We start from the raw sequence: 21,209 nt of genomic DNA, 5'->3' as shown, positions 1-21,209 counted from the left end.
CACCGTAGCCGAGCAGGTGGGTAGCATCCGTCGGAACACTCTCCTGACCTACGGATGACCGATGAGGGCTTACATCGCCGCGTTGAGGTCGTGGTGGCGACAGCCCGACCACTACGACTGGCTGTCGAGCTATCTCGCGGCACAGGGACTGCGTGGTCCCACGCGGGTGATGATGGTGCTGGTCATCGTCTTGCTGGGTACCGGATCGCAGCTCATGCACTGGAGCCCGACCGGTCCGGCTGCCGGCCTGCCCCGCACGCTCTCCACCGGGGTGACGGTGATCACGGCCAGCCTGGCGGCGCCCTGGGCGCTGCACTGGCCGACGAGGCGGGAATCCCGGCTCTTCGCCATGGTCGCGGCCGTCTGTATCGCCGCGGCCGCACTGCTGGACCGCGATCCGGCCGCCGGACTGCTCGGCTGCACCGTCTTCGCGGCGATCGCGGGCTACGTCGCGTTCTTCCACACCAGCCCGGTTCTGGTCAGCGTGATCGCGCTGGCCTTCGCCACCAGCGCGATCAACGCCGGCCGGCTCGCGGCGGCCGGCGATCCGGCCGGCGCCCTGGCCAGACTCCTCGTGGTCACGGTCGGAGTGCTCGCCGTGCCGTGCTCGCTGCAGGTACTCGTCCACCTGCTGGGCAGTGACGCCGCCGAATCGGATCTGGACGCACTCACCGGCGTGTACAACCGGCGCGGCTTCCGTCGCGTGGGCTACGACCTGTTCACCCGGGCCCGCGAGGCCGGCGTCACGACCGGCATGGTGCTCGTCGACCTCGACGGGTTCAAACGGATCAACGACACCCGTGGCCACTCAGCCGGAGATCAACTGCTGGTGGCGGTCAGCGACATCCTGCGCAAGCACGCCCCCCGCGATACCGTCGCCGCGCGGTTCGGGGGCGAGGAGTTCATCATCGCCGGCCTTCTCGACGACGGCACCGCAGCGCTCTTGGCCGAGCACGTACGTCGTGAGGTGGCGGCCCTACCGGATGCGATCACCGTCAGCATCGGCGCCGCCACCGCGGATGTCGGCGACGCGGAAGATCACGAGTTGCAGCTCATCCTGGACCGCCTCGTGGATGCCGCCGACGACGCCATGTACAGCGCCAAAAGGGCCGGCGGCAACCGGGTCCACATGTCGCGGTGAGCGCGGATCAGTGTGGTACCGGCGTGCGCCGATGCCAGAAGTGGCGACGGCGCCGCGGCTCCCGCATGTCCCGCGGTTCGTCGACGTCGGTCGCGACCGGGCGCTGCGCGTAGCTCACGTCACGAACGCTCCGTACCGACAACCGGCCCACCGCCAACGCGGCCAGGACCGCGATCAGCGTTCCCAGCCCCGTGAAGAACGCCAATTCCAGCAGCAACACACCCTGGGCATTGAGCGTTGCCGTCGGGGCGCCGAGGTCGCCGATCGCCAGCGTGGCGGTGAACGACCTGCCCACCACGAACCAGACCCCGGCCGCCACGCCCAGCCACCCACCAAGCATGGCCGTCGCCCGGTTGCCCGACATCAGCAGCAGCAGGCCGCCCACCACCGCCACTACCCCCGGGAGCACCTCCAGCCAGCCCCGGGCCGCGGTCCAGGTCCAAGCCTGGGCCGGGGTGTACGCGAAATCCAGATAGGGACCGACGAACGGCGCCAGCGCGCCCCAGGCCCCCAGCAGAACCACCAGAAATCCGCTCGCCGCACCGCGGCTGCGCGGAATCGCCAGCCGTCCGTGACGGGCCGCAACCACCGTTTCGGTCATGTCTCCTCCTCGGTCCACAAGCGGGATACCCACCGTTGGCACCGCTCAATCGGGCAAGTCGCAGCAAACTCCCGAACGGCTGCGTACTATCGGATCCGAATGCCTCAACCACAAACGAACGAGCTGACGGTGGACTGGATACGCAGGTGGTGGCGGCAACCCGACCACTACGACTGGCTGTCGGACTATCTGGAGTCACAAGGCCAGCAACGGCCGATTCGCATCTTCCTCGCCGTGACGCTCGCGGTGCTCGGTGCCATCCCGGTGTTGATAGAGCTCGGTCGCCCTGGACCGCCGGACGTACTCGCCGTCATCGTCATGATCACCGCCACCGGGCTGTGTCTCGCCATGGCGGCGATGTGGCTACGTCGATGGCCCACCCGCACCCAGTCCCGGGTGTTCGCGATCGGCTCGGCGCTCTGCGTCGGCGCCGCCTGCCTGGCCGAGCCCGATCCGCAAGCCGGTCTGATCGGGTGCAGCATCTTTGCGGCCATCGCCGGTCTGGTCGCCTTCACCCACACCAGTCCCTACCTGGCGCTCATCTGCGGGATCGCCGTGGCGACCGTCACCGGTTGCGCAGCCAAGATCGCCATGCTCGGTGACCCGCTGGGCGGAGTGAGCAAGGCGATCATCGTGCTGGTGGGCATCGTCACCGTGCCCGGGGTGGGACAGATCATGGTGCAGATGCTGGGCACGGGCGCGGTGCAGTCGGATGTCGACGCGCTGACCGGCCTGCACAACCGGCGCGGTTTCTACCGGGGCGCCGCAGAGCAGATCACCCGTGCGCGCAGTTACCGCAGCTCTCGTGTCGGTGTCGTGCTCGTCGACATCGACGACTTCAAGCGGATCAACGACACCGAGGGGCACGCGGCCGGTGACCGGGTGCTGATCGCGGTGGCTGCCACTCTTCGCCGGGTCGCCGGTAAGTCGGCCGTCACCGCCCGGGTGGGCGGCGAGGAGTTCCTGATCGCCACGGCAGTCGGCGGCAGCAGTCTGCGGGCACTGGCCGAGCGGGTCCGCGCCGAGGTGGACCACCTCCCGCAGGGCGTCACCATCAGCGTCGGCGCAGCGTGCACCCCGTCGGCCACCGACGGTGACATCCGGACACTGCTGGATCAGCTCGTCGAATTGGCCGACGAGGCGATGTACAGCGCGAAACGGGCCGGTGGCAACCGGATCGACTATCGCGAACTGGACGCCCCGCCGCCGCCTAAACCAGCCCCACCGCCAGCAGCACCACCGCGATCAGCGGGAACACGCCCTGGGTGACCGCGGCACGTGCCTTCTCGGGCGACGACAACAGCAGCACCAGCGCGGCGGCCAACATCGATCCGACGCCGGCGAAGATCAGCGCCGCACCGACAGCGGTGTGTCCCGTCAGCAGTGCGCCGATCCCGATGCCCGACACGATGGCCAGGAACAGGTTGTAGAACCCCTGGTTGAACGCGAGTTCCTTGGTGGCGGCGGCCTCATCGGCCGTGAGACCGAAGGTCGCCCTGGTGCGGGCCGATGTCCAGGTCAGCGACTCCATCACGAAGATGTAGACGTGCAGCAACGCGGCGAGGCCCGCGACGATCACACCGGCAGTCAGCATGTCGTCTATTCAAACAGTCCGACCCCGCCCAGACCGGCGACTGGTGGTTGGAGGCCGAGGTGTGTCCAGGCTTGCGGGGTCGCCACCCGGCCGCGCGGGGTGCGGGCGATCATCCCGGCTCGCACCAGGAACGGTTCGCAGACCTCCTCCACGGTCGTGGGTTCCTCCCCGACCGCGACGGCCAGCGTCGACACCCCGACCGGCCCACCGCCGAAACTGCGGGTCAGTGCGGACAGCACCGCACGGTCCAGCCGGTCCAGGCCCAGCTCGTCGACGTCGTAGACCTCCAGCGCCGCCTTGGCGATATCGCGGGTGATGATGCCGTCGGCCCGGACCTCGGCGTAGTCACGCACCCGACGCAACAGCCGGTTGGCGATCCGGGGTGTGCCCCGGGAGCGCCGGGCCACCTCGGCACCGGCCTCGGCGCCGAGTTCGATGCCGAGGATTCCGGCCGAGCGGGCCAGCACGCGTTCCAGGTCCGCGGGCTCGTAGAAGTCCATGTGGGCGGTGAAGCCGAACCGATCACGTAGCGGCCCGGTCAGCGCACCGGACCGGGTGGTGGCACCGACCAGGGTGAAGGGCGCGACGTCGAGCGGAATCGAGGTGGCGCCAGGACCTTTGCCCACGACGACATCCACCCGGAAGTCCTCCATCGCGAGATAGAGCATCTCCTCGGCCGGCCGGGCGATCCGGTGGATCTCGTCGATGAACAGCACATCGCCTTCGACCAGATTGGACAGCATCGCCGCCAGGTCACCCGCGCGTTCCAGGGCGGGCCCGGACGTGACCCGAAGCGCCGCACCGAGTTCGGCGGCGATGATCATCGCCAGCGAGGTCTTGCCCAGGCCCGGCGGCCCCGACAGCAGGATGTGATCCGGTGTGCCGCCGCGGTTCTTGGCGCCCTCGAGGACGAGCTGAAGCTGTTCGCGGACCCGATGCTGGCCGATGAACTCCGCCAGCGAGCGCGGCCGCAGGCTGGCGTCGACATCGCCCTCGCCGACCGTCAGTGCGGGTGAGACCTCCCGCTCGTCGGGACTCTCGGCGTCCTCACTGAACCGACCCATGTCTACTTCTTACCGAGCATGGACAACGCGGCGCGCAGCGCGCTGGAGGTGGTGGCCTCCGGATCGCCGGCGAGCACCTTGTCGGTGGCCTCCTCGGCCTGCTTGGCCGCAAAGCCAAGCCCGACAAGGGCTTCCACCACGGGGCCGCGAACACCGAACCCGCCCACCGCGGCCGGGCCCGCCCCGGCGACCGCACCGATCTTGTCGCGCAGTTCGAGCACCAGGCGTTCGGCGCCCCGCTTCCCGATACCGGGCACCCGGGTGAGTGCGGTGACGTCACCGTCGGCGAGCGCCTGGCGCAGCGCATGGGCGTCGTAGACCGCAAGCGTCGCCAGCGCGATCTTGGGACCCACTCCGGACACCCCGAGCAGGGTGGAGAACAGGTCCCGGGCCTCGCCGTCGACGAACCCGTACAGCGTCATCGAATCCTCGCGCACGATCATCGCGGTGATCAGTCTGGTCTCGTCACCACGGCGCAGAGTCGCCAGTGTGGACGGGGTGGCCATCACCTTGTAGCCCACCCCCGCCGCCTCGATGACCGCGTGGTCCAGTGCGATGTCGATCACCTCGCCACGTACCGATGCGATCATGCGCGGGCCGCCTTCAGTCGAGCCTGGTAGGTACGTCGAGCTTCGGCGGCCTTGGCCTCGGCTTCGGCCATCCGGGCGATCATCGGCGCCCGCCAGCAGTGACAGATGGCCAGCGCGAGGGCATCGGCGGCGTCGGCGGGGGTCGGTTTCTGCTGCAGGGCAAGGATCTTGGTGACCATCGTGGTGACCTGCGCCTTGTCCGCCCGGCCGTTCCCGGTGACCGCGGCTTTGACCTCGCTGGGCGTGTGGAAGTGCACGTCGATACCGCGACGGGCCGCGGCCAGGGCGATCACACCGCCAGCCTGCGCGGTGCCCATCGCGGTGTTGGCGTTGTGGTTGGCGAAAACCCGCTCGATGGCCAGCACATCCGGCACGTGCGTATCCAGCCAGTGCTCGACGGTGTCGCTGATGGTCAGCAGTCGCATGGCCAGCGGCGAGTCCGACGGGGTCCGCACCACGTCGACGTCCAGCGCGATCACCTGGCGGCCCTTACCGCTCTCGATCACCGACAGCCCGCAGCGGGTCAACCCGGGGTCGACACCCATCACGCGCACGCCCAACCCTTCCGTCTACGAACAGCTGTTCGATACCTTAGCCGCGGACGGCGACAAGGCGACGCAGGGACACACCCGAGCCATCCGGTCGGGTCCGAAGCCCACGGGTCAGACGATGGTCGCGCGGGTTTCCGGCTCGTCGAGCGGCCGCTGCATCTCCGCGACGATCTCAGCCATCCGCGCACGCGATGCCGCCCACCCGCGGACCTTCTCCTCGCGCGGGTCGTCGCCCTTGCGGCGCACCACGATGGTCCAGGGTGCACCGAAGAACCTGGCTGCCAACCAGAACGGCCAGATGACGAGGGCGGGCAACGTGAACATCAGCCCGATCCAGAAGAAGACACCGCTGTCGCCGGGGTCGAAAGCGATGGCCCCGAACGGCCACCACACCCGGCGCACCGAGCAGCGGACCCCGACCGCGTCCTTGAATCGGGTCACCGCGACCGCGTCACGACAGGACCGCTACTCCTCATCGAGCTGGGCCGCGACATCCTCGGGGATGTCGACGTTGGTGTAGACCTCTTGCACATCGTCGCTGTCTTCGAGCGCGTCGACGAGCTTGAGCACCTTGCGGGCGGCCTCCAGGTCGACCTGCACGCTCACCGACGGTTGGAAGCCGGACTCGGCCGAGTCGTAGTCGATCCCGGCGTCCTGCAGCGCGGTGCGCACCGCGACCAGGTCGGTGGGCTCGGAGATGATCTCGAAGCTCTCGCCCAGGTCGTTGATCTCCTCGGCGCCGGCCTCCAGGACCGCCGCCAGCACGTCATCCTCGGACAGCCCGTTCTTCTCCAGCGTCACCACGCCTTTGCGGGAGAACAGGTAGGACACCGAACCCGGATCGGCCATATTGCCGCCGTTGCGGGTCATCGCCACCCGGACCTCGCCGGCGGCCCGGTTCTTGTTATCGGTCAGGCACTCCACCAGGACCGCGACACCGTTGGGTCCGTAGCCCTCGTAGGTGATGGTCTGCCAGTCGGCGCCGCCGGCCTCTTCGCCCGCGCCCCGCTTGCGGGCCCGCTCGATGTTGTCGTTGGGGACCGAGGACTTCTTGGCCTTCTGGATGGCGTCGTAGAGGGTCGGGTTGCCACCCGGATCACCACCACCGGTCCGCGCGGCCACCTCGATGTTCTTGATCAGTTTGGCGAAGTTCTTGCCTCGACGGGCGTCGATGATCGCCTTCTTGTGCTTTGTGGTGGCCCACTTGGAATGGCCGCTCATGCAGGTACGCCCTCTTTCTGGTCTAACTCCGGCTGTCCACTCTACTTGGACAGATCCCCTTCGATATAGCGCTGGAGGTTCGGCGCGACGGCGGCGACCAGTTCGTCCTCGGTCATGGTGGCCACCGGCTCGATCCGCCAGATGTAGCGCATCATCGCCAAGCCCATGATCTGCGAGGACACCAGGCCGCTGCGCACCTTGCGATCGTGCTCGTCGGCACCCAGCTGCGCCACCCCCATCAGCTGACCTTCGACCACGCGGCGCAACTTCTCCCGCGTGCTCTGCTCGTGCGCCGCGGTCTGTAGTACCGAGCGCAGTACGGGCCCGATCTCGTCATCGCCCCACGCACCCAGCATCAGCCGCAGCAGCGCGGCGCCGAGGTCTGGCAGCGGTGTCGCCCAGGTGTTGGCGACGTTCTCCAACCAGCGCGGGGGCGGTGTCGTCGCCGCATCCAGCAGCCGATCCTTGGACCCGAAGTAGTGGTAGACCAGCGCCGGATCGACGTCGGCCGCCCGCGCCACCGACCGGATCGTCGTCCCGGCGTATCCGGTGTCCGCGAACGCATCGCGGGCAGCGCCGAGGATGCGCGCCTGAAGGACGCCGCGTTCGTCTCGCGGCCCCGGGGGCACCGCCTTCTTCGCCATCGCGACACCCTATCAATATTTTCACGTTGCGTTGAGATTAATTTCAACGTACCGTGAGACTATGGCAACGTCCCCCCTGAAAGCCCCACTGAACGGGCCTCAGACCACCGGCCGCACGTTCCGCAATCTCAGCGAGCCGCAATACGGCATACGCCGCGACATCAACGTCGGCGTGCCGGTCCGCGACGGCATCTCACTGATGGCCGACGTACACCGACCCGACGCCGACGGCCGCTTCCCCGTCCTGATCGCCGCGTCGCCCTACCCACGTCAGATCCAGGACCTCGGCGCACCGATGGGTTTCATCGAGGCCGGTAACACCCCGTTCTGGGTGTCGCGCGGCTACGTACACGTGATCGCCAATGTCCGTGGGACAGGCGGGTCGGGTGGCGAATTCGGCTTCTTCGACGGACAGGAACGTCGCGATATGCACGACCTCGTCGAATGGGCTGCGGCCCAACCGTGGTGTGACGGCAACGTGGGGATGATCGGCATCAGCTACTTCGCGATGACCCAGCTGGAAGCCGCGGTCGAGCGGCCTCCGCATCTCAAGGCCATCTTCCCGCTGGCCGTCACCTCGGATCTATTCGAGGCGGCCTCACACCACGGCCTGGTGAGTTCGGCCTTCATCACCCCGTTCCTGTCGATGATGGGGTTGACCGCCGCCCGCAGCGACGACTTCTGGCGCAGCCTGCCGCTTCAGATCGCCCGCAAGGTGCTCAATCTGCCGCCGCTGCACCGCAAGTTCGGCACGATGAACGGCGAGGCCGCGGTGACGCTGATGCACCAGCTGCTCAAGCTGCCGCACGACCCGCACCCCTGGGATGACCTCTGGCTGGATGTGTTCGTCAGCCACCCCGTGCGCGACGAATGGTGGGACGACCGGGATCTCACACCGCTGCTGGGCAATATCGACATCCCCGTCTATCTGGGCTGCGACTGGGAGAACGTACCGCTGCACCTGCCCTCGACGTTCATCACGTGGAAAGCGCTGGCGCACAACCCGAATGTGCAACTGGGCATGCTCGACCGGTACGGCTTGACATGGCCGTGGGAAAGCATGCACACCGAGGCGCTGGCCTGGTACGACCACTGGCTCAAGGGTCGCGACACCGGGATCCTCGACGGCGACCGGGTCCGGTACGCGCTTCCCGGTGGCGAGCCTGCGCAATGGCGCACCAGCACGTCCTGGCCGCCGGCGGCGACAGCCACCGAATTCGCGCTGCGCGCCGACGGCGTTCTCGGCGCGGACGAGGGGCAGCCCGGCACAAGGGAGTACATGACCTTGGGCGCCGGGACCGGTCGGGTCAAGGCCGGCGAGCTCGACCCGCCGGCGTTGCTCACCTGGACATCGCCGGAGCTGCCGGCCGACCTGGATGTCGTCGGGGAGATCGAGCTGCGGCTCATCGCGTCGGCCACCGCCGCCGACACGGCCTGGCTGGCCACCCTGCAGGACGTGGCACCCGATGGCGAGGTGACCGAGGTGACGGCCGGCTGGTTGCGGGCCGGCCTGCGTGAGGTGGACCCGGCCGCGAGTGCACCCGGAGCCCCGGTGCTACCCTGCCGCCGACCCGTCGCGGTCCCGATCGGCGAGCTCGTCGACTATCGGATTCCGTTGGTACCCAACGCCCGGCGCTTCGGCAAGGGGCACCGTATCCAACTGGTGCTGGCCGGCGATGATCAGGATCCGGACGTGCCGGCGATCATGAACTTCCGGCACGCGAGTGTGGGCACCAGCAGCCTGAGCACCGTCGCCTCGTCGTCACGGCTGCTACTGCCCGTGGTCTGAGCGCTCGCCGGCCTTCGGTGCGGTGAGGTCATAGACCGTGTCGGTGCCCACCTTGACCGGCGTGAAATGCGCCTGGACCCAGTCGGAGATATCGGTGTGCACGTTGCGGCCGAAGGCGCCGTGACCGTTGGCGGCCGGCAGGATGTAGTAGGTGATCTGGTGGCCCGCCACATCGTCCTTGAACTGGCTCAGGGTGGGCACCGGGTCGCTGCCGATGAATCCACCGATCGCCATGACCGCTGTGCCGCTGGACAATTCGAGCGACGACGCGGACGAAGATCGGTTGATCGCCGCCGACCACGTCGTCGTGGTGCCCCTGAGCATGGCATCCAGTTGCGGGCTGTCGATGTCCTGGCCCCAGCCGCCGTGCCGGTCACCGGCCTGAGCCGGACCCACCAACGGTCCCCCGCCGGTGTGCGGTTGGCCGATGGTGGCCACCGAGTAGACCGCCGAACCCGCGAGTCCGCCCAGCACGGCCACCGTCACCGCGACCGTCGCGCCCCGTCCGCGCCGGGACGAGGCCAGCGCCCACAGCAGCGCGGCCGTGGCGAGAACGCTCACCCCGAGGATGACCCAGCGCAGGGGTGGCAGCCAGCTCGCGTTGCGGCCCAGGATCCACCAACTCCAGCCACCGGTGCTCAGCAGCAGCACGGCCAGGCCGAGGCGACCGAACCAGCCGGTGCGGCGCCGCCACATCTCCTGCAGGCCGATGGCGAACATCGCGGCCACCGCCGGCGCCAGGGACATGCAGTAGTACGGGTGCACATTGGTTTTCATGAAGCTCAGTACCAGGCCGTCGATCAGCAGCCAGCCACCGAACAGGATGGTGCCGGCCCGCACCACGTCGGTACGCGGTGCGCGCCCACGGGACACCAGCACCAGCACCGTCGCCAGCAGCGCACCCACCAGCAGCCAGCCGATCTCATAGCCGAACTCCCCGGTGAACAGCCTTGGCAGCCCCTGCTTTTGGTCACCCCAGCCACCCATACCGTGATGCGGTTGCGCCACGGCCTGACCGGCCGAGGCGCCGATCTGCGCCTTGTCCTGGAATCCGTAGTTGTTGTGCCCGAGTACCCGGCCGAACCCGTTGTAGCCCAGCACCAGATTCATGAAGTTGTTGTCGGTGGAACCGGCGAGATACGGCCGCGACGACGCCGGCCACGCCAGCGTCAGCAGCACGTACCAACCCGAGGACACCAGAAACGCCCCCAGCGCCCCGAGCAGGTGCAGCAGCCGCGACCGCCATGCCACCGGTGCCGCGATCAGGTAGACCAACCCCAGCGCGGGCATCGACATGAGCCCTTCGAGCATCTTGGCCAGGAACGCGAAACCCAGCGCCACCCCGGCTAGCGCCATCCAGCGGGCGCCGTTTCGTTCCAGAGCCCGCACCGTGCAATACGCCGCCGCGGTCATCAACAACACCATCACCGCATCGGGATTGTTGAACCGGAACATCAACGCCGCCACCGGCGTCAACGCCAGCGCGGCGCCGGCCAACAGCGCGGCCCACCGCCCGCTGATCCGGCGCACCGCAGCGTAGAGCAGCCACACCGAGCCGACCGCCATCAACGCCTCGGGCACCAGCATGCTCGCACTACTGAACCCGAACAACTGACCCGACAGGCCCATCACCCACTGCGACACCGGCGGCTTGTCCACCGTGATGAAATTGCGCGGATCCAACGACCCGAACAACAACGCCTCCCAGTCCACCGACCCGGCCTGCGCGGCCGCAGCATAGAACTGATTGCCCATCCCGTTGACCGTGATATTCCACAGATAGAGCACGGCGGTACCGATCAGCAGCAGCGGCTGCGCCCAGCGTTGCAGATCCCCCGGCTGCGGCAGCTGCGGTCCGGTGTGGGTGGGCGGTACGAAGAACGTCGCCGTCTCATGAGTCGTCGCTGTCACACAGCCATTGAGGACGCGTGACATGTGAACAAGCTGTGCGTGCCACCGGGCTCCGCTGTGACAGCAAACTCCATGCCGGCGTTGGGCGAACGTTCACCCAAGCGAGTCGACGAAGAGCTTGTGCACCCGGCGGTCACCGGTGACCTCGGGGTGGAACGCCGTCGCCAGCATCCGGCCCTGCCGGACCGCCACGGGATGCCCACCGGCGCGTGCCAGCACCTCGACACCGGGGCCCACCCGCTCCACCCACGGCGCGCGGATGAACACCGCGTGCACGCCGGTGTCCAGACCCTCGAATGCGATGTCCTCTTCGAAGGAGTCCACTTGACGTCCGAAAGCATTGCGCCGCACCGACATATCGATGCCTCGTAGCGGCTCGGCCCGCCGCCCCTCGACGCCGGCATCCAGGATCTCGGTGGCCAGCAGGATCATTCCGGCGCACGACCCGTACGCGGGCATTCCGTCGGCCAACCGCGAGCGCAACGGTTCCAGCAGGTCGAATTCGCGCAGCAGATGGCTGATCGCGGTGGACTCACCACCCGGGATCACCAGCGCATCCACGGATTCCAGCTCCGCCAGCCGACGCACCGTCAGCGCTTCGGCACCCGCTTCGCGCAGCGCGCCCAGATGCTCACGGGTGTCGCCCTGCAGGGCGAGCACCCCGACCCGGACACTCACGTGGCGGGCGGGGTGAAGTCCCGCTGGTAGCGGGTCAGCCCCTCCTGCATGACGGCGGCGACCATCTCCCCGTACTGGTTGAACAGCTTGCCCTGGGTCAGCGCCCGGCCACCGCACGCCGACGGCGAGGACTGGTCGTAGAGCAACCATTCGTCGGCGCGGAACTGCCGCATGAACCACATCGCGTGATCCAGTGACGCGATGTTCAGGTGCTTACGCTCGTCCGGGTGGTTCACCTGCGCCGAACCGAGCAGCGTCAGATCGCTCAGATAGGCCAGTGCGCAGATGTGCAGCACCGAGTCGTCGGGCAACGGATCGCGGTGGCGGAACCACACCTGCTGCTGGGAGGCCTTGCCCGGCACCTTCACCACCTGCGAGCGCGGCACGATGCGCACATCCCACTCGGCGAACTGGGCGAACCCCGCGTCATCGAAGGCTCCCCCGGACCGGAATCCGGGCAGGTCGTCGGGACCGGGCGCGGCGGGCATCTCATCCTGATGCTCGATACCGCTCTGATCGGCCTGGAACGACGCGGACATGCTGAAGATGGTCTGGCCGTGCTGGATGGCGCTCACCCGCCGGGTACAGAACGATCCGCCGTCGCGTAACCGCTCCACCAGGTACACCGACGGCGCGCGGGCGTCACCGGGCCGCAGGAAGTACCCGTGCAGCGAGTGCACCTGGAATTTCGGATCCACGGTGCGGACGGCGGACACCAGCGACTGGCCGGCGACATGCCCCCCGAACGTGCGCTGCAGGAATCCCGACTCCGGACTGAACACCCCACCGCGATAGATGTTGACCTCGAGCTGTTCCAGGTCGAGGATCTCTTCAATCGCCACAGGTTGTGTTTACCAGCCGCGTTCGGCGAGCCGATGCGGGACCGGGATGTCGTCGACGTTGATGCCGACCATCGCTTCGCCGAGCCCGCGCGACACCTTGGCCAGCACATCGGGGTCGTCGTAGAAGGTGGTGGCCTTCACGATGGCCGCGGCGCGGGCGGCGGGGTCGCCGGACTTGAAGATGCCCGAGCCCACGAACACACCCTCGGCACCGAGCTGCATCATCATCGCGGCATCGGCCGGGGTGGCGATACCGCCGGCGGTGAACATCGTCACCGGAAGCTTGCCGGCCCGGGCCACCTCGACCACGAGGTCATACGGCGCCTGCAGTTCCTTTGCCGCGACGAACAATTCGTCCTCGCTCAACGAGGTCAACCGGCGGATCTCGGCGCCGATGGTGCGCATGTGCGTGGTGGCGTTGGACACGTCACCGGTGCCGGCTTCCCCTTTGGAGCGGATCATCGCCGCGCCTTCGGTGATCCGGCGCAGGGCCTCGCCCAGATTGGTGGCGCCACACACGAAGGGGACGGTGAAGCGCCACTTGTCGATGTGGTTGGCGTAGTCGGCCGGGGTGAGCACCTCGGACTCGTCGATGTAGTCCACCCCGAGGGCCTGCAGGATCTGGGCCTCCACGAAATGCCCGATCCGCGCCTTGGCCATCACCGGGATGGTGACCGCATCGATGATGCCCTCGATCATGTCGGGGTCGCTCATCCGCGACACTCCACCCTGGGCGCGGATATCGGCCGGGACGCGCTCCAGCGCCATCACCGCGACCGCACCGGCCGCCTCGGCGATCCGGGCCTGCTCAGGGGTGACCACGTCCATGATGACGCCACCCTTGAGCATCTCGGCCATACCGCGCTTCACCCGGGCTGTGCCGGTCTGGTTGCCATTCGCTGCGGTATTCATCGCTATCTCCTCCAGTTCACTACTGATTCAGTCTAAAGGTGGTGCCAAATCAATTGGATCCGCAGGCTCAACGAATCTGTTGAGGCTGCGTACCCGGTCCCGCGCCGCGCACATCCGCGAGCTCACCGGCCTGGGCCAGAAGCTCACCGAGCTGCAGCGGATACACGGACTCCCCCTCGGCGACCAGCTCGGCGATCATTGTCTCATCGCACCAGGAGTGGCCGTGAATGTAGCGCCGTTCCAGCGGTGTGCGACCGCTCGCGGCCGGTTCGAAGCGGCGGGTGCGATGCAGGAAGTACAGCTCCTCACTGCGCACCACGGCCCCGTTGAAGTCGATGATGGCGTCGCGGCGCCACACTGGTCCGACCAGCTCGACGGCGGCCACCTGCAGACCGGTCTCCTCGACCAGCTCACGCACCGCCGCCTCGGCGAGCTCTTCACCGGGCTCCACCGCGCCACCGACGGTGAACCACCAGAACCGCACATCCTCACCGTCACGCGCCGGGTCCGATCCGCGGAACAGCAGCACCCGGCCGGCCTCGTCGAGCAGCACGACACGGGCCGAGATCCGTCGGCTGACCAGCCCGACATCGCGCGCCGCCGGTCCTGCGCGCTCGGCGATCTCGAAGTAGCTGGGCAGCGCCGCCGTCCCACCCAGGTGCAGCAACCGCACCATCGGGCGGTCCCGCAGCGCCAGGGTGTCGCGGACGGCATCGTTGTGGAAGCGGCGGGCGAGCAAGACGCGCGCCTCGGCGTCGGCGAGCTCGGCGACCAACGCCACCGGCAGCGCCGACGGGGCGACAGCCTCCAACGCCGCCGACAGTTCGTTCTCGGCGGCCTCGCGGGACGTGCGAGGCGCGCGTTCGGCGGCATCGGCCAACGCGGCGAGCCGCTGCCCCTCGGGTTCTCGTCCGTACGCGTCGACGGCGACAGCCCTGGCCACCACCGCGCGCCGGGCCAGCGCGGCGTCGAGCGCCTGCCAGGACAGGTCGTACCGCACATGCAGGCGATCCAGCCTGTTGGCGGTCAGATAGGCCCACGACCCGGTCAACAGGACGGCGGCGCCGATCAGCACCCCGAGGACGATCAACAGAGCAAGCACTAGTCGGTCACCCGGACCTTGACCCCCGCCATCGCCACGGTCTCGTAGACCCGCATGATGTCGGCCGCCACCACCGACCAGTCGTACCGCTGCACCGCGACGGTGGCGGTGTCGACGTAACGCCGGCGCAGCGCGTCATCCCCGAGAACCTCGACCAGCGCATCGCCCAGCGCGGCGGCGTCGTCGAGGGCCACCAGCCGCCCGGCCGCGCCGTTGTCGAGCACGCGGCGGAACGCATCCAGATCGCTGGCGACCACCGCCGTGCCCGCGGCCATCGCCTCCACCAGCACGATCCCGAAGCTCTCCCCGCCGGTGTTGGGTGCGCAGTACACGTCGGCGCTGCGCAGTGCCGAGGCTTTGGTGGCATCGTCGACCTGCCCCAGGAATCGCAGATGAGAGGCCAGTTCGCCGGCTTCGGCGGCCAGTGCCTGCTCGTCGCCGCGGCCCACCACCAGCACCTCCACCTCGGGGAAGGCCGCCGCCAGTCGGGGCAACGCCGCGAGCAGCACCGCCATCCCCTTGCGCGGTTCGTCGAAGCGGCCGAGGAACAGCACACAGCGGCCCGGCCGCGGGTAACCCGCCAACAGCGGTGCGTCCGAGAACGCCGACACGGGCACCCCGTTGGGGATTTCGACGGCGTCCGAACCGAGCGCCTCCATCTGCCAGCGGCGGGCCAGATCCGACACGGCGATACGCCCGACGATCTTCTCGTGCCACGGCCGCAGAAGCCCCTGAAACACACTGAGCGTCAACGATTTCGTCGTCGAGGTGTGGAACGTCGCGACGATCGGCCCCTCGGCGATCATCAGCGCCAGCATCGACAGGCTGGGTGCGTTGGGCTCGTGCAGATGCAGCACGTCGAAATCACCCTGGCCGAGCCATTTCTTGACGGTGCGGTGGGTGGCCGGCCCGAACCGCAGCCGGGCCACCGAGCCGTTGTACGGGATCGGCACGGCCTTGCCGCCCGACACCACGTAGTCCGGCATCGCGACGTGTGGGCTTGACGGCGCCAGCACGCTCACATGATGGCCCTGCGCGTGGTACACCTCGGCCAGCTGCAGGACATGGGCCTGCACCCCGCCGGGTACGTCGAAGGAGTACGGGCACACCATCCCGATGCGCATCATTCCCCCACGTCTGACCCCGGGTCGCTGCGCTCCAGCCCGCCGAGCTCAGACCCCGGGTCGCTGCGCTCCAGCCCGCCGAGCCGCGCGCGACGCTCGTCCGACAGGTCGGCCAGCCACTGCGGCTGCAGCATGTGCCAGTCCGCGGGATGGGTGGCGATATCGACGGTGAACTGGTCGGCCAGGGCCTGGGTGATCACCTGCACGTCACCGGAGGACGTGTCCAGGGGTGGATGGATACGGATGGCCGGGCTGTCACCTTCGTACCAGCAGTAGGTGGGCAGCAACGCCGCACCGGTCTCCAGCGCCAGTCGCGCCGGACCGCCGGGCAGCCGGGTGGGCTCACCGAACAAGTCGACCTGCACCCCGGAGCGGGTCAGATCGCGATCCGACATCAGGCACACCAGACCGTTGCCGCGCAGCCGATCGGCGAGCACCTCTGAAGGCGGGCGGGCCCCGCCCGTCAAGGGCAGCACCTCGAAGCCGAGGCTCTCGCGGTAGTCGACGAACCGCTGGTACAACGACTCCGGCTTGAGCCGTTCGGCCACCGTGGCGAACTTGCCGTGCGTGTTGGTCAGCCACACCCCCGCCATATCCCAGTTGCCGCTGTGCGGCAGCGCCAGGATCGCACCGCGGCCGGCGGCCAGCGCGTCGACGACGTTCTCTTCACCAAAGGCCAATGCCCGCAACCGGTCCGCGAGCTTCTCGTGATCCATCGACGGTAGCCGGAAGGCCTCCCGCCAGTACCGCGCGTAGGACGCCAGCGACGCCCGGACCAGGTCGGCGGGTACCGCCGCCGGCGGCACGCCCAGGACCCGGGCCAGGTTCTTGCGCAACTGCTCGGGCCCGCCACCGCGGGCCGCGTACCGCGCACCCGCGTCGAACATGTTGCGGGCGGCGAACTCCGGCATCGCGCGCACCAGCCGCCAGCCCGCCGCGTAGCCCAGATCGGTCAGCTCGCCACCCAGTGGCACACGCAATCCGCGGACCCGCGGCAGACCTGCCGACGGTGTGCTCACTGCTCATCTCCCGCCGGCGGCGCGGTATCGGCGGCCGGCATGGCGTCCATGGCCCCCGGCGAGGTCCGCACCGCGTGCAGCCGCTGGGCGACGGTCACCACGCTGGCCACCGCCAACACCCACATCGCGACGTCCAGGATCAGCGGGAGGCCGAACAACCCCGACAGCCCGGCGCCGGCCAGCACGATGACCAGCCGCTCGGGCCGTTCGATGATGCCGCCGTCTCCCCGCAGGCCACTGGCCTCGGCTCGGGCCTTGATGTACGAGATCACCTGCGAGGTGACCAGGCAGACCAGTGTCGCCACCAACAGCTGAGCGTTGTGCATCCCGAACACGATCCACCAGGCCAGACCGCAGAACACCGCGCCGTCGGCGATCCGGTCACACGTGGCGTCGAGCACCGCGCCGAACCGGGTACCGCCACCGCGCTCCCTGGCCATGGCGCCGTCGAGCATATCGGCCAGTACGAAGAAGAAGACCGCCACCGAGCCCCACCACAGCTGGCCGACCGGGTACAGGATCAACGCCGCCAGCACCGATCCGGCGGTGCCGAGAACGGTGATGCTGTCCGGGGTGAAGCCGACGCGCAGCGCCGCCCTGGCGACCGGTTGGGACAGCTTGGTGTAAGCCGCCCGGGTCATCAGGTAGAAGTCGCTCATGTGCCCGGCTGCCCCGTCGTAGCCCCGTCCTGCGCCGCCCATTCCGCGGCCAGCAACTGACGCGTGTCGCGCAGCAACTGCGGAATCACCTTGGAGTCGCCGATGATCGTGATGAAGTTGGCATCACCACCCCACCGCGGCACGACGTGCATGTGCAGATGCTCGGCAAGCGATCCGCCCGCCGATGTCCCGAGGTTGAGTCCCACGTTGAACCCGTGCGGGCGGGAGACCGCCTTGATGACCCGAATCGCGTTCTGCGTGAACGCCATCAGCTCGGCGCTCTCCTCCGCGGTGAGGTCCTCCAGTTCGGACACCCGCCGGTAGGGCACCACCATGAGGTGGCCGGGGTTGTACGGGTACAGGTTGAGCACGGCGTACACCAACTTGCCGCGCGCGACCATCAGGCCGTCCTCGTCGGACATCTGCGGGATGTCGGTGAACGGTTCCGTCGACAGCGCCGAACCGGCCCCCTTCTTCAACGGAGATTCGGCGATGTAGCTCATCCGGTGCGGGGTCCACAGCCGCTGGAGATGGTCGGGATCGCCGACACCCCGGTCGACGATGCCGTCGGTCACGAGTCCACCTTGAACAGATCGGCATCGGGGGTCGCGTTCTCCCGCCGGGCGATCCAGTCCACGATCGCCGCCACGGCCGCCTCCCGGGGTACCCCGTTGAGCTGGCTGCGGTCGCCGAACCTGAAGGACACCGCGTCTGCCTCCACATCGGTGTCCCCGGCCAGCAGCATGAACGGCACCCGCTGGTTGGTGTGGTTGACGATCTTCTTGGCCATCCGGTCGTCACTGGCATCCACCTCGACCCGGACGCCGTGCGATTTGAGTTCTGCTGCAAGCGCTTCCAGATACGGGATGTGCTTGTCCGCGACGGGCACCCCGACCGCCTGTACCGGCGCGAGCCACGCCGGGAACGCGCCCGCGTAATGCTCGGTGAGCACCCCGAAGAACCGCTCGATCGACCCGAACAGGGCCCGGTGGATCAGCACCGGCCGCTGCCGGCTGCCGTCCGCGGAGGTGTACTCCAACTCGAAGCGGTCGGGCATGTTGAAGTCGAGCTGGATGGTCGACATCTGCCAGTGCCGGCCCAGCGCGTCCTTGACCTGCACCGAGATCTTCGGGCCGTAGAACGCGGCGCCACCGGGATCGGGCACCAGATCCAGCCCGGACGCCTCGGCCACCTCGCGCAGCGTGGCGGTCGCCTCCTCCCAGAGCTCGTCGGAGCCGACGGACTTCTCCGGGTCGCGGGTGGACAGCTCCAGGTAGAAATCGTCCAGACCGTAGTCCGACAGCAGGTCGAGCACGAAACCCAGCAGCGAGGTCAGTTCATCGCGCATCTGCTCGCGGGTGGTGTAGATGTGCGCGTCGTCCTGCGTCATACCGCGCACCCGGGTCAGGCCGTGGATGACACCGGACTTCTCATACCGATATACCGAGCCGAATTCGAAGAGCCGCAAGGGCAATTCGCGATAGGACCGGCCACGCGAGCGGTAGATCAGGTGGTGCATCGGGCAGTTCATCGGCTTCAGGTAGTAGTCCTGACCGGGCTTGCGCACGGTGCCGTCCGCGTTGAACTCGGCATCGATCTGCATCGGCGGGAACATGCCGTCGGCGTACCACTCCAGGTGACCCGACGTGATGTACAGGTTCTCCTTGGTGATGTGCGGGGTGTTGACGAACTGGTACCCGGCCTGTTCGTGCTTGCGCCGCGAGTAGTCCTCCAACTCCTTGCGGATGATCCCGCCCTTGGGGTGGAACACCGGCAGCCCGGACCCGAGCTCGTCGGGGAAGCTGAACAGGTCGAGCTCCACCCCGAGCTTGCGGTGGTCGCGGCGCTGCGCCTCCTCGATCAGCTCGAGGTGCCGGTCGAGCGCCTCCTGCGACTCCCACGCGGTGCCGTACACGCGCTGCAGGCTGGCGTTGTTCTGGTTGCCGCGCCAGTAGGCGGCGCTGCTGCGGGTCAACTTGAAGGCCGGGATGTACTTCGTGGTGGGGATGTGCGGGCCGCGGCACAGGTCACCCCAGATGCGTTCCTTGGTGCGGGCGTTGAGATTGTCGTAGGCGGTCAGCTCGTCACCACCCACTTCCATCACATCGGGGTCACCGGATTTGTCGTCGACGAGTTCCAGCTTGTACGGCTCATTCGCGAGTTCCTCGCGGGCTTGGTCCTTGGACTCGTACACCCGGCGGGAGAACAGCTGACCGTCCTTGACGATCTTGGCCATCCGCTTCTCCAGCTTCGCCAGATCCTCGGGGGTGAAGGGCTCGGCGACGTCGAAGTCGTAGTAGAAGCCGTCGGTGATCGGCGGGCCGATACCCAGCTTGGCCTGTGGGAAGAGTTCCTGCACGGCCTGGGCGAGCACATGCGCCGCCGAGTGCCGGATGACGCTGCGGCCGTCCTCGGTATCGGCGGCCACCGGCACCACCTCGACATCGGTGTCCGGTGTCCAGGACAGGTCGCGCAACCGGCCGTCGGCATCGCGGACGACCACGATGGCGTCGGAGGCGCCGCGTTCGGGAAGACCGGCGGCGCGGACGGCCGCCCCAGCGGTGGTCCCGGCAGCGACCCGGATCGGGGCTGCGGGGGCGGTGCTGGCGGCGGCAGTCATCGGGACTTCTCCTACTGGTCGAGTGCGGTCGCGACCATGCTATCGGGGCGGGTTCCTAGGATCCGATACCGATCGGGCTCTGCAGCCAGGCCGGTTCGAAGCCGATCAGACCACCGGCCCAGTAAAGCGCGCCCAAACCCCACAGACTGGCCACCACCACCAGGCCGGTGAAGGCCGCGCTGAGAGCCTTCACGGCGATGTGCTGACGGGCGAACCACGCCATCACCGCCTCATACCGCAACTTCGCCCAGTGCAGCGCCACCTGCGCCGCCCGGAACTCGGTGGCCAGGATCGCCAGGCCGAGGAAGACGATCGCCCATCCCGGACCGGGGTACGGGATGGCGACGATCCCGACGGCCAGCACCACGGTCCCGACCACCGCGACCACAACCCGGTAGACGAAGTCGGCAACGGGACGCTCCCGCAGGCGGTCGCGCCCGCGTGCCCAGCGCCGCTTGATATCGGAGACGCTCACGGCTGCCCCGGCTTGAGCCTGATGAACAGGGCGTCGCCCTCGGTGAGTACCTCGTCGCCGTCGAGCAGGCGGCCGCTCACGAAGAGCTTGCGTCCGTCTATCCGGTCGATCCCGGCATCCACCTGCAGTTCCCTCCCGATCGGCACGATCTTGCGGTAGTCGATGCCCAGGTGCGCGGTGCGCTGGTAGGGGCTCTTGGTCAGTTTGGCGGTGGTGAAGCCGAGCAGCGAGTCGAACAGCAGCCCGAGCATGCCGCCGTGCACCGCTCCGTTGCGGCCGAGGTGATAGCGCCGGAACCGGGCGGTCCCGCCGATCCGCCCGTCCTCGGTGACGACCAGGTTCACCGGCACCGACATGATGTTGCCCCGGTTGGGCAGGTCCATCCGCCGGCCGGAGGGGGAATGCCATTCGTCGGCCTCGTAGGGGGCCAGCAGCGCGGACACCTTTTCGATGAGGTCAGCCGCCTCGGCGATCACCTCGTCGGGTGCATCGGCGGCTCGCGCGTGGTCCTGCAGCGTGCGCACCGCGTCGACGAACCGGCCATAGTCCGGCCCGCCTTTGTCGGTGGGTTCGGGCGGGTTGAAACCACCGCCGGAGTGCGCTGCTGGGTCGGCCACACCGGTCACGTTATTGCACAGCTGGTTCCCAGGGCGGGCCGGTCGCATGATCCAC

Annotated in this window: 23 protein-coding genes; 3 read left to right on the top strand and 20 right to left on the bottom strand. The window is 68.4% G+C overall.

All coding sequences use genetic code 11. The features are described 5' to 3' along the window. Window positions 1–61 precede the first annotated feature (61 nt). On the top strand, window positions 62–1,141 hold the full coding sequence (locus FHU31_RS13795) for a GGDEF domain-containing protein (protein ID WP_167159086.1): 1,080 nt from the start codon (window positions 62–64) through the stop codon (window positions 1,139–1,141). A gap of 7 nt (window positions 1,142–1,148) precedes the next feature. Here the strand turns inward: FHU31_RS13795 and FHU31_RS13790 are convergent, their stop codons facing one another. After that, a complete protein-coding gene (locus tag FHU31_RS13790; RefSeq protein WP_167159084.1) occupies window positions 1,149–1,742 on the bottom strand; it encodes a hypothetical protein in 594 nt (197 codons plus the stop codon). Between the two features lie 99 nt (window positions 1,743–1,841). Here FHU31_RS13790 and FHU31_RS13785 point away from each other — a divergent pair, with 99 nt between their 5' ends. Beyond that, the gene (locus FHU31_RS13785; protein WP_167159082.1) at window positions 1,842–3,011 is read left to right on the top strand and encodes a GGDEF domain-containing protein; all 1,170 of its coding nucleotides are present in this window, start codon (window positions 1,842–1,844) and stop codon (window positions 3,009–3,011) included. Here the strand turns inward: FHU31_RS13785 and FHU31_RS13780 are convergent. From FHU31_RS13780 to FHU31_RS13750, 7 genes are all read right to left on the bottom strand, one after another. Further along, the gene (locus FHU31_RS13780; protein ID WP_167159081.1) at window positions 2,953–3,336 is read right to left on the bottom strand and encodes a DUF1304 domain-containing protein; all 384 of its coding nucleotides are present in this window, start codon (window positions 3,334–3,336) and stop codon (window positions 2,953–2,955) included. The two genes, FHU31_RS13785 and FHU31_RS13780, sit on opposite strands and share 59 nt — an antisense overlap. Window positions 3,337–3,341: 5 nt before the next feature. After that, window positions 3,342–4,400, bottom strand: coding sequence for a Holliday junction branch migration DNA helicase RuvB (gene ruvB, locus FHU31_RS13775; RefSeq protein ID WP_167159079.1), 1,059 nt, complete (start codon window positions 4,398–4,400; stop codon window positions 3,342–3,344). A gap of 2 nt (window positions 4,401–4,402) precedes the next feature. Then, window positions 4,403–4,990, bottom strand: a complete 588-nt coding sequence (ruvA, locus tag FHU31_RS13770; protein WP_167159078.1) for a Holliday junction branch migration protein RuvA — start codon at window positions 4,988–4,990, stop codon at window positions 4,403–4,405. Further along, the gene (gene ruvC / locus FHU31_RS13765; RefSeq protein WP_167159076.1) at window positions 4,987–5,544 is read right to left on the bottom strand and encodes a crossover junction endodeoxyribonuclease RuvC; all 558 of its coding nucleotides are present in this window, start codon (window positions 5,542–5,544) and stop codon (window positions 4,987–4,989) included. The genes ruvA and ruvC overlap by 4 nt, the downstream gene beginning before the upstream one ends. A gap of 108 nt (window positions 5,545–5,652) precedes the next feature. Beyond that, window positions 5,653–5,982, bottom strand: a complete 330-nt coding sequence (locus FHU31_RS13760) for a hypothetical protein (RefSeq protein WP_167159074.1) — start codon at window positions 5,980–5,982, stop codon at window positions 5,653–5,655. Between the two features lie 24 nt (window positions 5,983–6,006). Next, entirely contained in the window at window positions 6,007–6,762 is a 756-nt protein-coding gene (locus FHU31_RS13755) for a YebC/PmpR family DNA-binding transcriptional regulator (protein ID WP_167159072.1), read from the bottom strand. 41 nt (window positions 6,763–6,803) lie between these two features. Next, window positions 6,804–7,406: a TetR/AcrR family transcriptional regulator gene (locus tag FHU31_RS13750; RefSeq protein ID WP_167159070.1), complete on the bottom strand. Its 603-nt coding sequence runs from the start codon at window positions 7,404–7,406 to the stop codon at window positions 6,804–6,806. 61 nt (window positions 7,407–7,467) lie between these two features. Here FHU31_RS13750 and FHU31_RS13745 point away from each other — a divergent pair, with 61 nt between their 5' ends. Further along, a complete protein-coding gene (locus tag FHU31_RS13745) occupies window positions 7,468–9,195 on the top strand; it encodes a CocE/NonD family hydrolase (protein ID WP_167159068.1) in 1,728 nt (575 codons plus the stop codon). Here FHU31_RS13745 and FHU31_RS13740 read toward each other — a convergent pair. From FHU31_RS13740 to FHU31_RS13685, 12 genes are all read right to left on the bottom strand, one after another. Next, window positions 9,178–11,106 (bottom strand): ArnT family glycosyltransferase, encoded by a 1,929-nt coding sequence (locus FHU31_RS13740; RefSeq protein ID WP_420372082.1) that lies wholly within the window; start codon window positions 11,104–11,106, stop codon window positions 9,178–9,180. The two genes, FHU31_RS13745 and FHU31_RS13740, sit on opposite strands and share 18 nt — an antisense overlap. Window positions 11,107–11,199: 93 nt before the next feature. Continuing rightward, window positions 11,200–11,784 carry a pyridoxal 5'-phosphate synthase glutaminase subunit PdxT gene (gene pdxT, locus FHU31_RS13735; protein WP_167159064.1) on the bottom strand — a complete coding sequence of 195 codons (585 nt, stop codon included), beginning with the start codon at window positions 11,782–11,784 and terminating at the stop codon, window positions 11,200–11,202. Continuing rightward, window positions 11,781–12,626 carry an acyl-CoA thioesterase II gene (tesB, locus tag FHU31_RS13730; RefSeq protein ID WP_167159062.1) on the bottom strand — a complete coding sequence of 282 codons (846 nt, stop codon included), beginning with the start codon at window positions 12,624–12,626 and terminating at the stop codon, window positions 11,781–11,783. Before tesB ends, pdxT begins: the two co-directional genes overlap by 4 nt. Window positions 12,627–12,635: 9 nt before the next feature. Continuing rightward, the gene (gene pdxS, locus FHU31_RS13725) at window positions 12,636–13,538 is read right to left on the bottom strand and encodes a pyridoxal 5'-phosphate synthase lyase subunit PdxS (protein WP_167159060.1); all 903 of its coding nucleotides are present in this window, start codon (window positions 13,536–13,538) and stop codon (window positions 12,636–12,638) included. Between the two features lie 67 nt (window positions 13,539–13,605). Continuing rightward, window positions 13,606–14,640, bottom strand: a complete 1,035-nt coding sequence (locus FHU31_RS13720) for an NUDIX hydrolase (protein ID WP_167159058.1) — start codon at window positions 14,638–14,640, stop codon at window positions 13,606–13,608. Further along, window positions 14,640–15,764, bottom strand: coding sequence for a glycosyltransferase family 4 protein (locus FHU31_RS13715; protein WP_167161021.1), 1,125 nt, complete (start codon window positions 15,762–15,764; stop codon window positions 14,640–14,642). Before FHU31_RS13715 ends, FHU31_RS13720 begins: the two co-directional genes overlap by 1 nt. Continuing rightward, window positions 15,764–16,675, bottom strand: a complete 912-nt coding sequence (locus tag FHU31_RS13710) for a phosphatidylinositol mannoside acyltransferase (protein WP_234901438.1) — start codon at window positions 16,673–16,675, stop codon at window positions 15,764–15,766. Before FHU31_RS13710 ends, FHU31_RS13715 begins: the two co-directional genes overlap by 1 nt. Window positions 16,676–16,779: 104 nt before the next feature. Further along, on the bottom strand, window positions 16,780–17,442 hold the full coding sequence (pgsA, locus tag FHU31_RS13705) for a phosphatidylinositol phosphate synthase (RefSeq protein ID WP_167159054.1): 663 nt from the start codon (window positions 17,440–17,442) through the stop codon (window positions 16,780–16,782). Further along, window positions 17,439–18,017 (bottom strand): ATP adenylyltransferase, encoded by a 579-nt coding sequence (locus FHU31_RS13700; RefSeq protein ID WP_167159052.1) that lies wholly within the window; start codon window positions 18,015–18,017, stop codon window positions 17,439–17,441. Before FHU31_RS13700 ends, pgsA begins: the two co-directional genes overlap by 4 nt. Further along, on the bottom strand, window positions 18,014–20,062 hold the full coding sequence (gene thrS, locus FHU31_RS13695; RefSeq protein WP_167159050.1) for a threonine--tRNA ligase: 2,049 nt from the start codon (window positions 20,060–20,062) through the stop codon (window positions 18,014–18,016). Before thrS ends, FHU31_RS13700 begins: the two co-directional genes overlap by 4 nt. Before the next feature lie 55 nt (window positions 20,063–20,117). Beyond that, window positions 20,118–20,537, bottom strand: coding sequence for a TIGR02611 family protein (locus tag FHU31_RS13690; RefSeq protein ID WP_167159048.1), 420 nt, complete (start codon window positions 20,535–20,537; stop codon window positions 20,118–20,120). Then, the gene (locus tag FHU31_RS13685; protein WP_167161019.1) at window positions 20,534–21,202 is read right to left on the bottom strand and encodes a PaaI family thioesterase; all 669 of its coding nucleotides are present in this window, start codon (window positions 21,200–21,202) and stop codon (window positions 20,534–20,536) included. Before FHU31_RS13685 ends, FHU31_RS13690 begins: the two co-directional genes overlap by 4 nt. Between the last annotated feature and the right edge of the window lie 7 nt (window positions 21,203–21,209).

This window comes from Mycolicibacterium fluoranthenivorans (assembly GCF_011758805.1).
GTDB lineage: Bacteria > Actinomycetota > Actinomycetes > Mycobacteriales > Mycobacteriaceae > Mycobacterium > Mycobacterium fluoranthenivorans.
The sequence above is the reverse complement of the archived record's forward strand: the minus strand, read 5'-3'. Positions and strand labels throughout refer to the sequence as shown.

Excerpts from the sequence above, each read along its gene's own strand:
- FHU31_RS13750 (WP_167159070.1), bottom strand. The coding sequence starts at position 7,406 with ATGGCGAAGAAGGCGGTGCCCCCGGGGCCGCGAGACGAACGCGGCGTC.
- FHU31_RS13785 (WP_167159082.1), top strand. The coding sequence starts at position 1,842 with ATGCCTCAACCACAAACGAACGAGCTGACGGTGGACTGGATACGCAGG.
- FHU31_RS13780 (WP_167159081.1), bottom strand. The coding sequence starts at position 3,336 with ATGCTGACTGCCGGTGTGATCGTCGCGGGCCTCGCCGCGTTGCTGCAC.
- pdxS (WP_167159060.1), bottom strand. The coding sequence starts at position 13,538 with ATGAATACCGCAGCGAATGGCAACCAGACCGGCACAGCCCGGGTGAAG.
- FHU31_RS13710 (WP_234901438.1), bottom strand. The coding sequence starts at position 16,675 with ATGCCGGAGTTCGCCGCCCGCAACATGTTCGACGCGGGTGCGCGGTAC.
- pgsA (WP_167159054.1), bottom strand. The coding sequence starts at position 17,442 with ATGAGCGACTTCTACCTGATGACCCGGGCGGCTTACACCAAGCTGTCC.
- ruvB (WP_167159079.1), bottom strand. The coding sequence starts at position 4,400 with ATGGGTCGGTTCAGTGAGGACGCCGAGAGTCCCGACGAGCGGGAGGTC.
- FHU31_RS13790 (WP_167159084.1), bottom strand. The coding sequence starts at position 1,742 with ATGACCGAAACGGTGGTTGCGGCCCGTCACGGACGGCTGGCGATTCCG.
- FHU31_RS13685 (WP_167161019.1), bottom strand. The coding sequence starts at position 21,202 with ATGCGACCGGCCCGCCCTGGGAACCAGCTGTGCAATAACGTGACCGGT.
- FHU31_RS13795 (WP_167159086.1), top strand. The coding sequence starts at position 62 with ATGAGGGCTTACATCGCCGCGTTGAGGTCGTGGTGGCGACAGCCCGAC.
- ruvA (WP_167159078.1), bottom strand. The coding sequence starts at position 4,990 with ATGATCGCATCGGTACGTGGCGAGGTGATCGACATCGCACTGGACCAC.
- FHU31_RS13715 (WP_167161021.1), bottom strand. The coding sequence starts at position 15,764 with ATGCGCATCGGGATGGTGTGCCCGTACTCCTTCGACGTACCCGGCGGG.
- FHU31_RS13755 (WP_167159072.1), bottom strand. The coding sequence starts at position 6,762 with ATGAGCGGCCATTCCAAGTGGGCCACCACAAAGCACAAGAAGGCGATC.
- thrS (WP_167159050.1), bottom strand. The coding sequence starts at position 20,062 with ATGACTGCCGCCGCCAGCACCGCCCCCGCAGCCCCGATCCGGGTCGCT.
- FHU31_RS13745 (WP_167159068.1), top strand. The coding sequence starts at position 7,468 with ATGGCAACGTCCCCCCTGAAAGCCCCACTGAACGGGCCTCAGACCACC.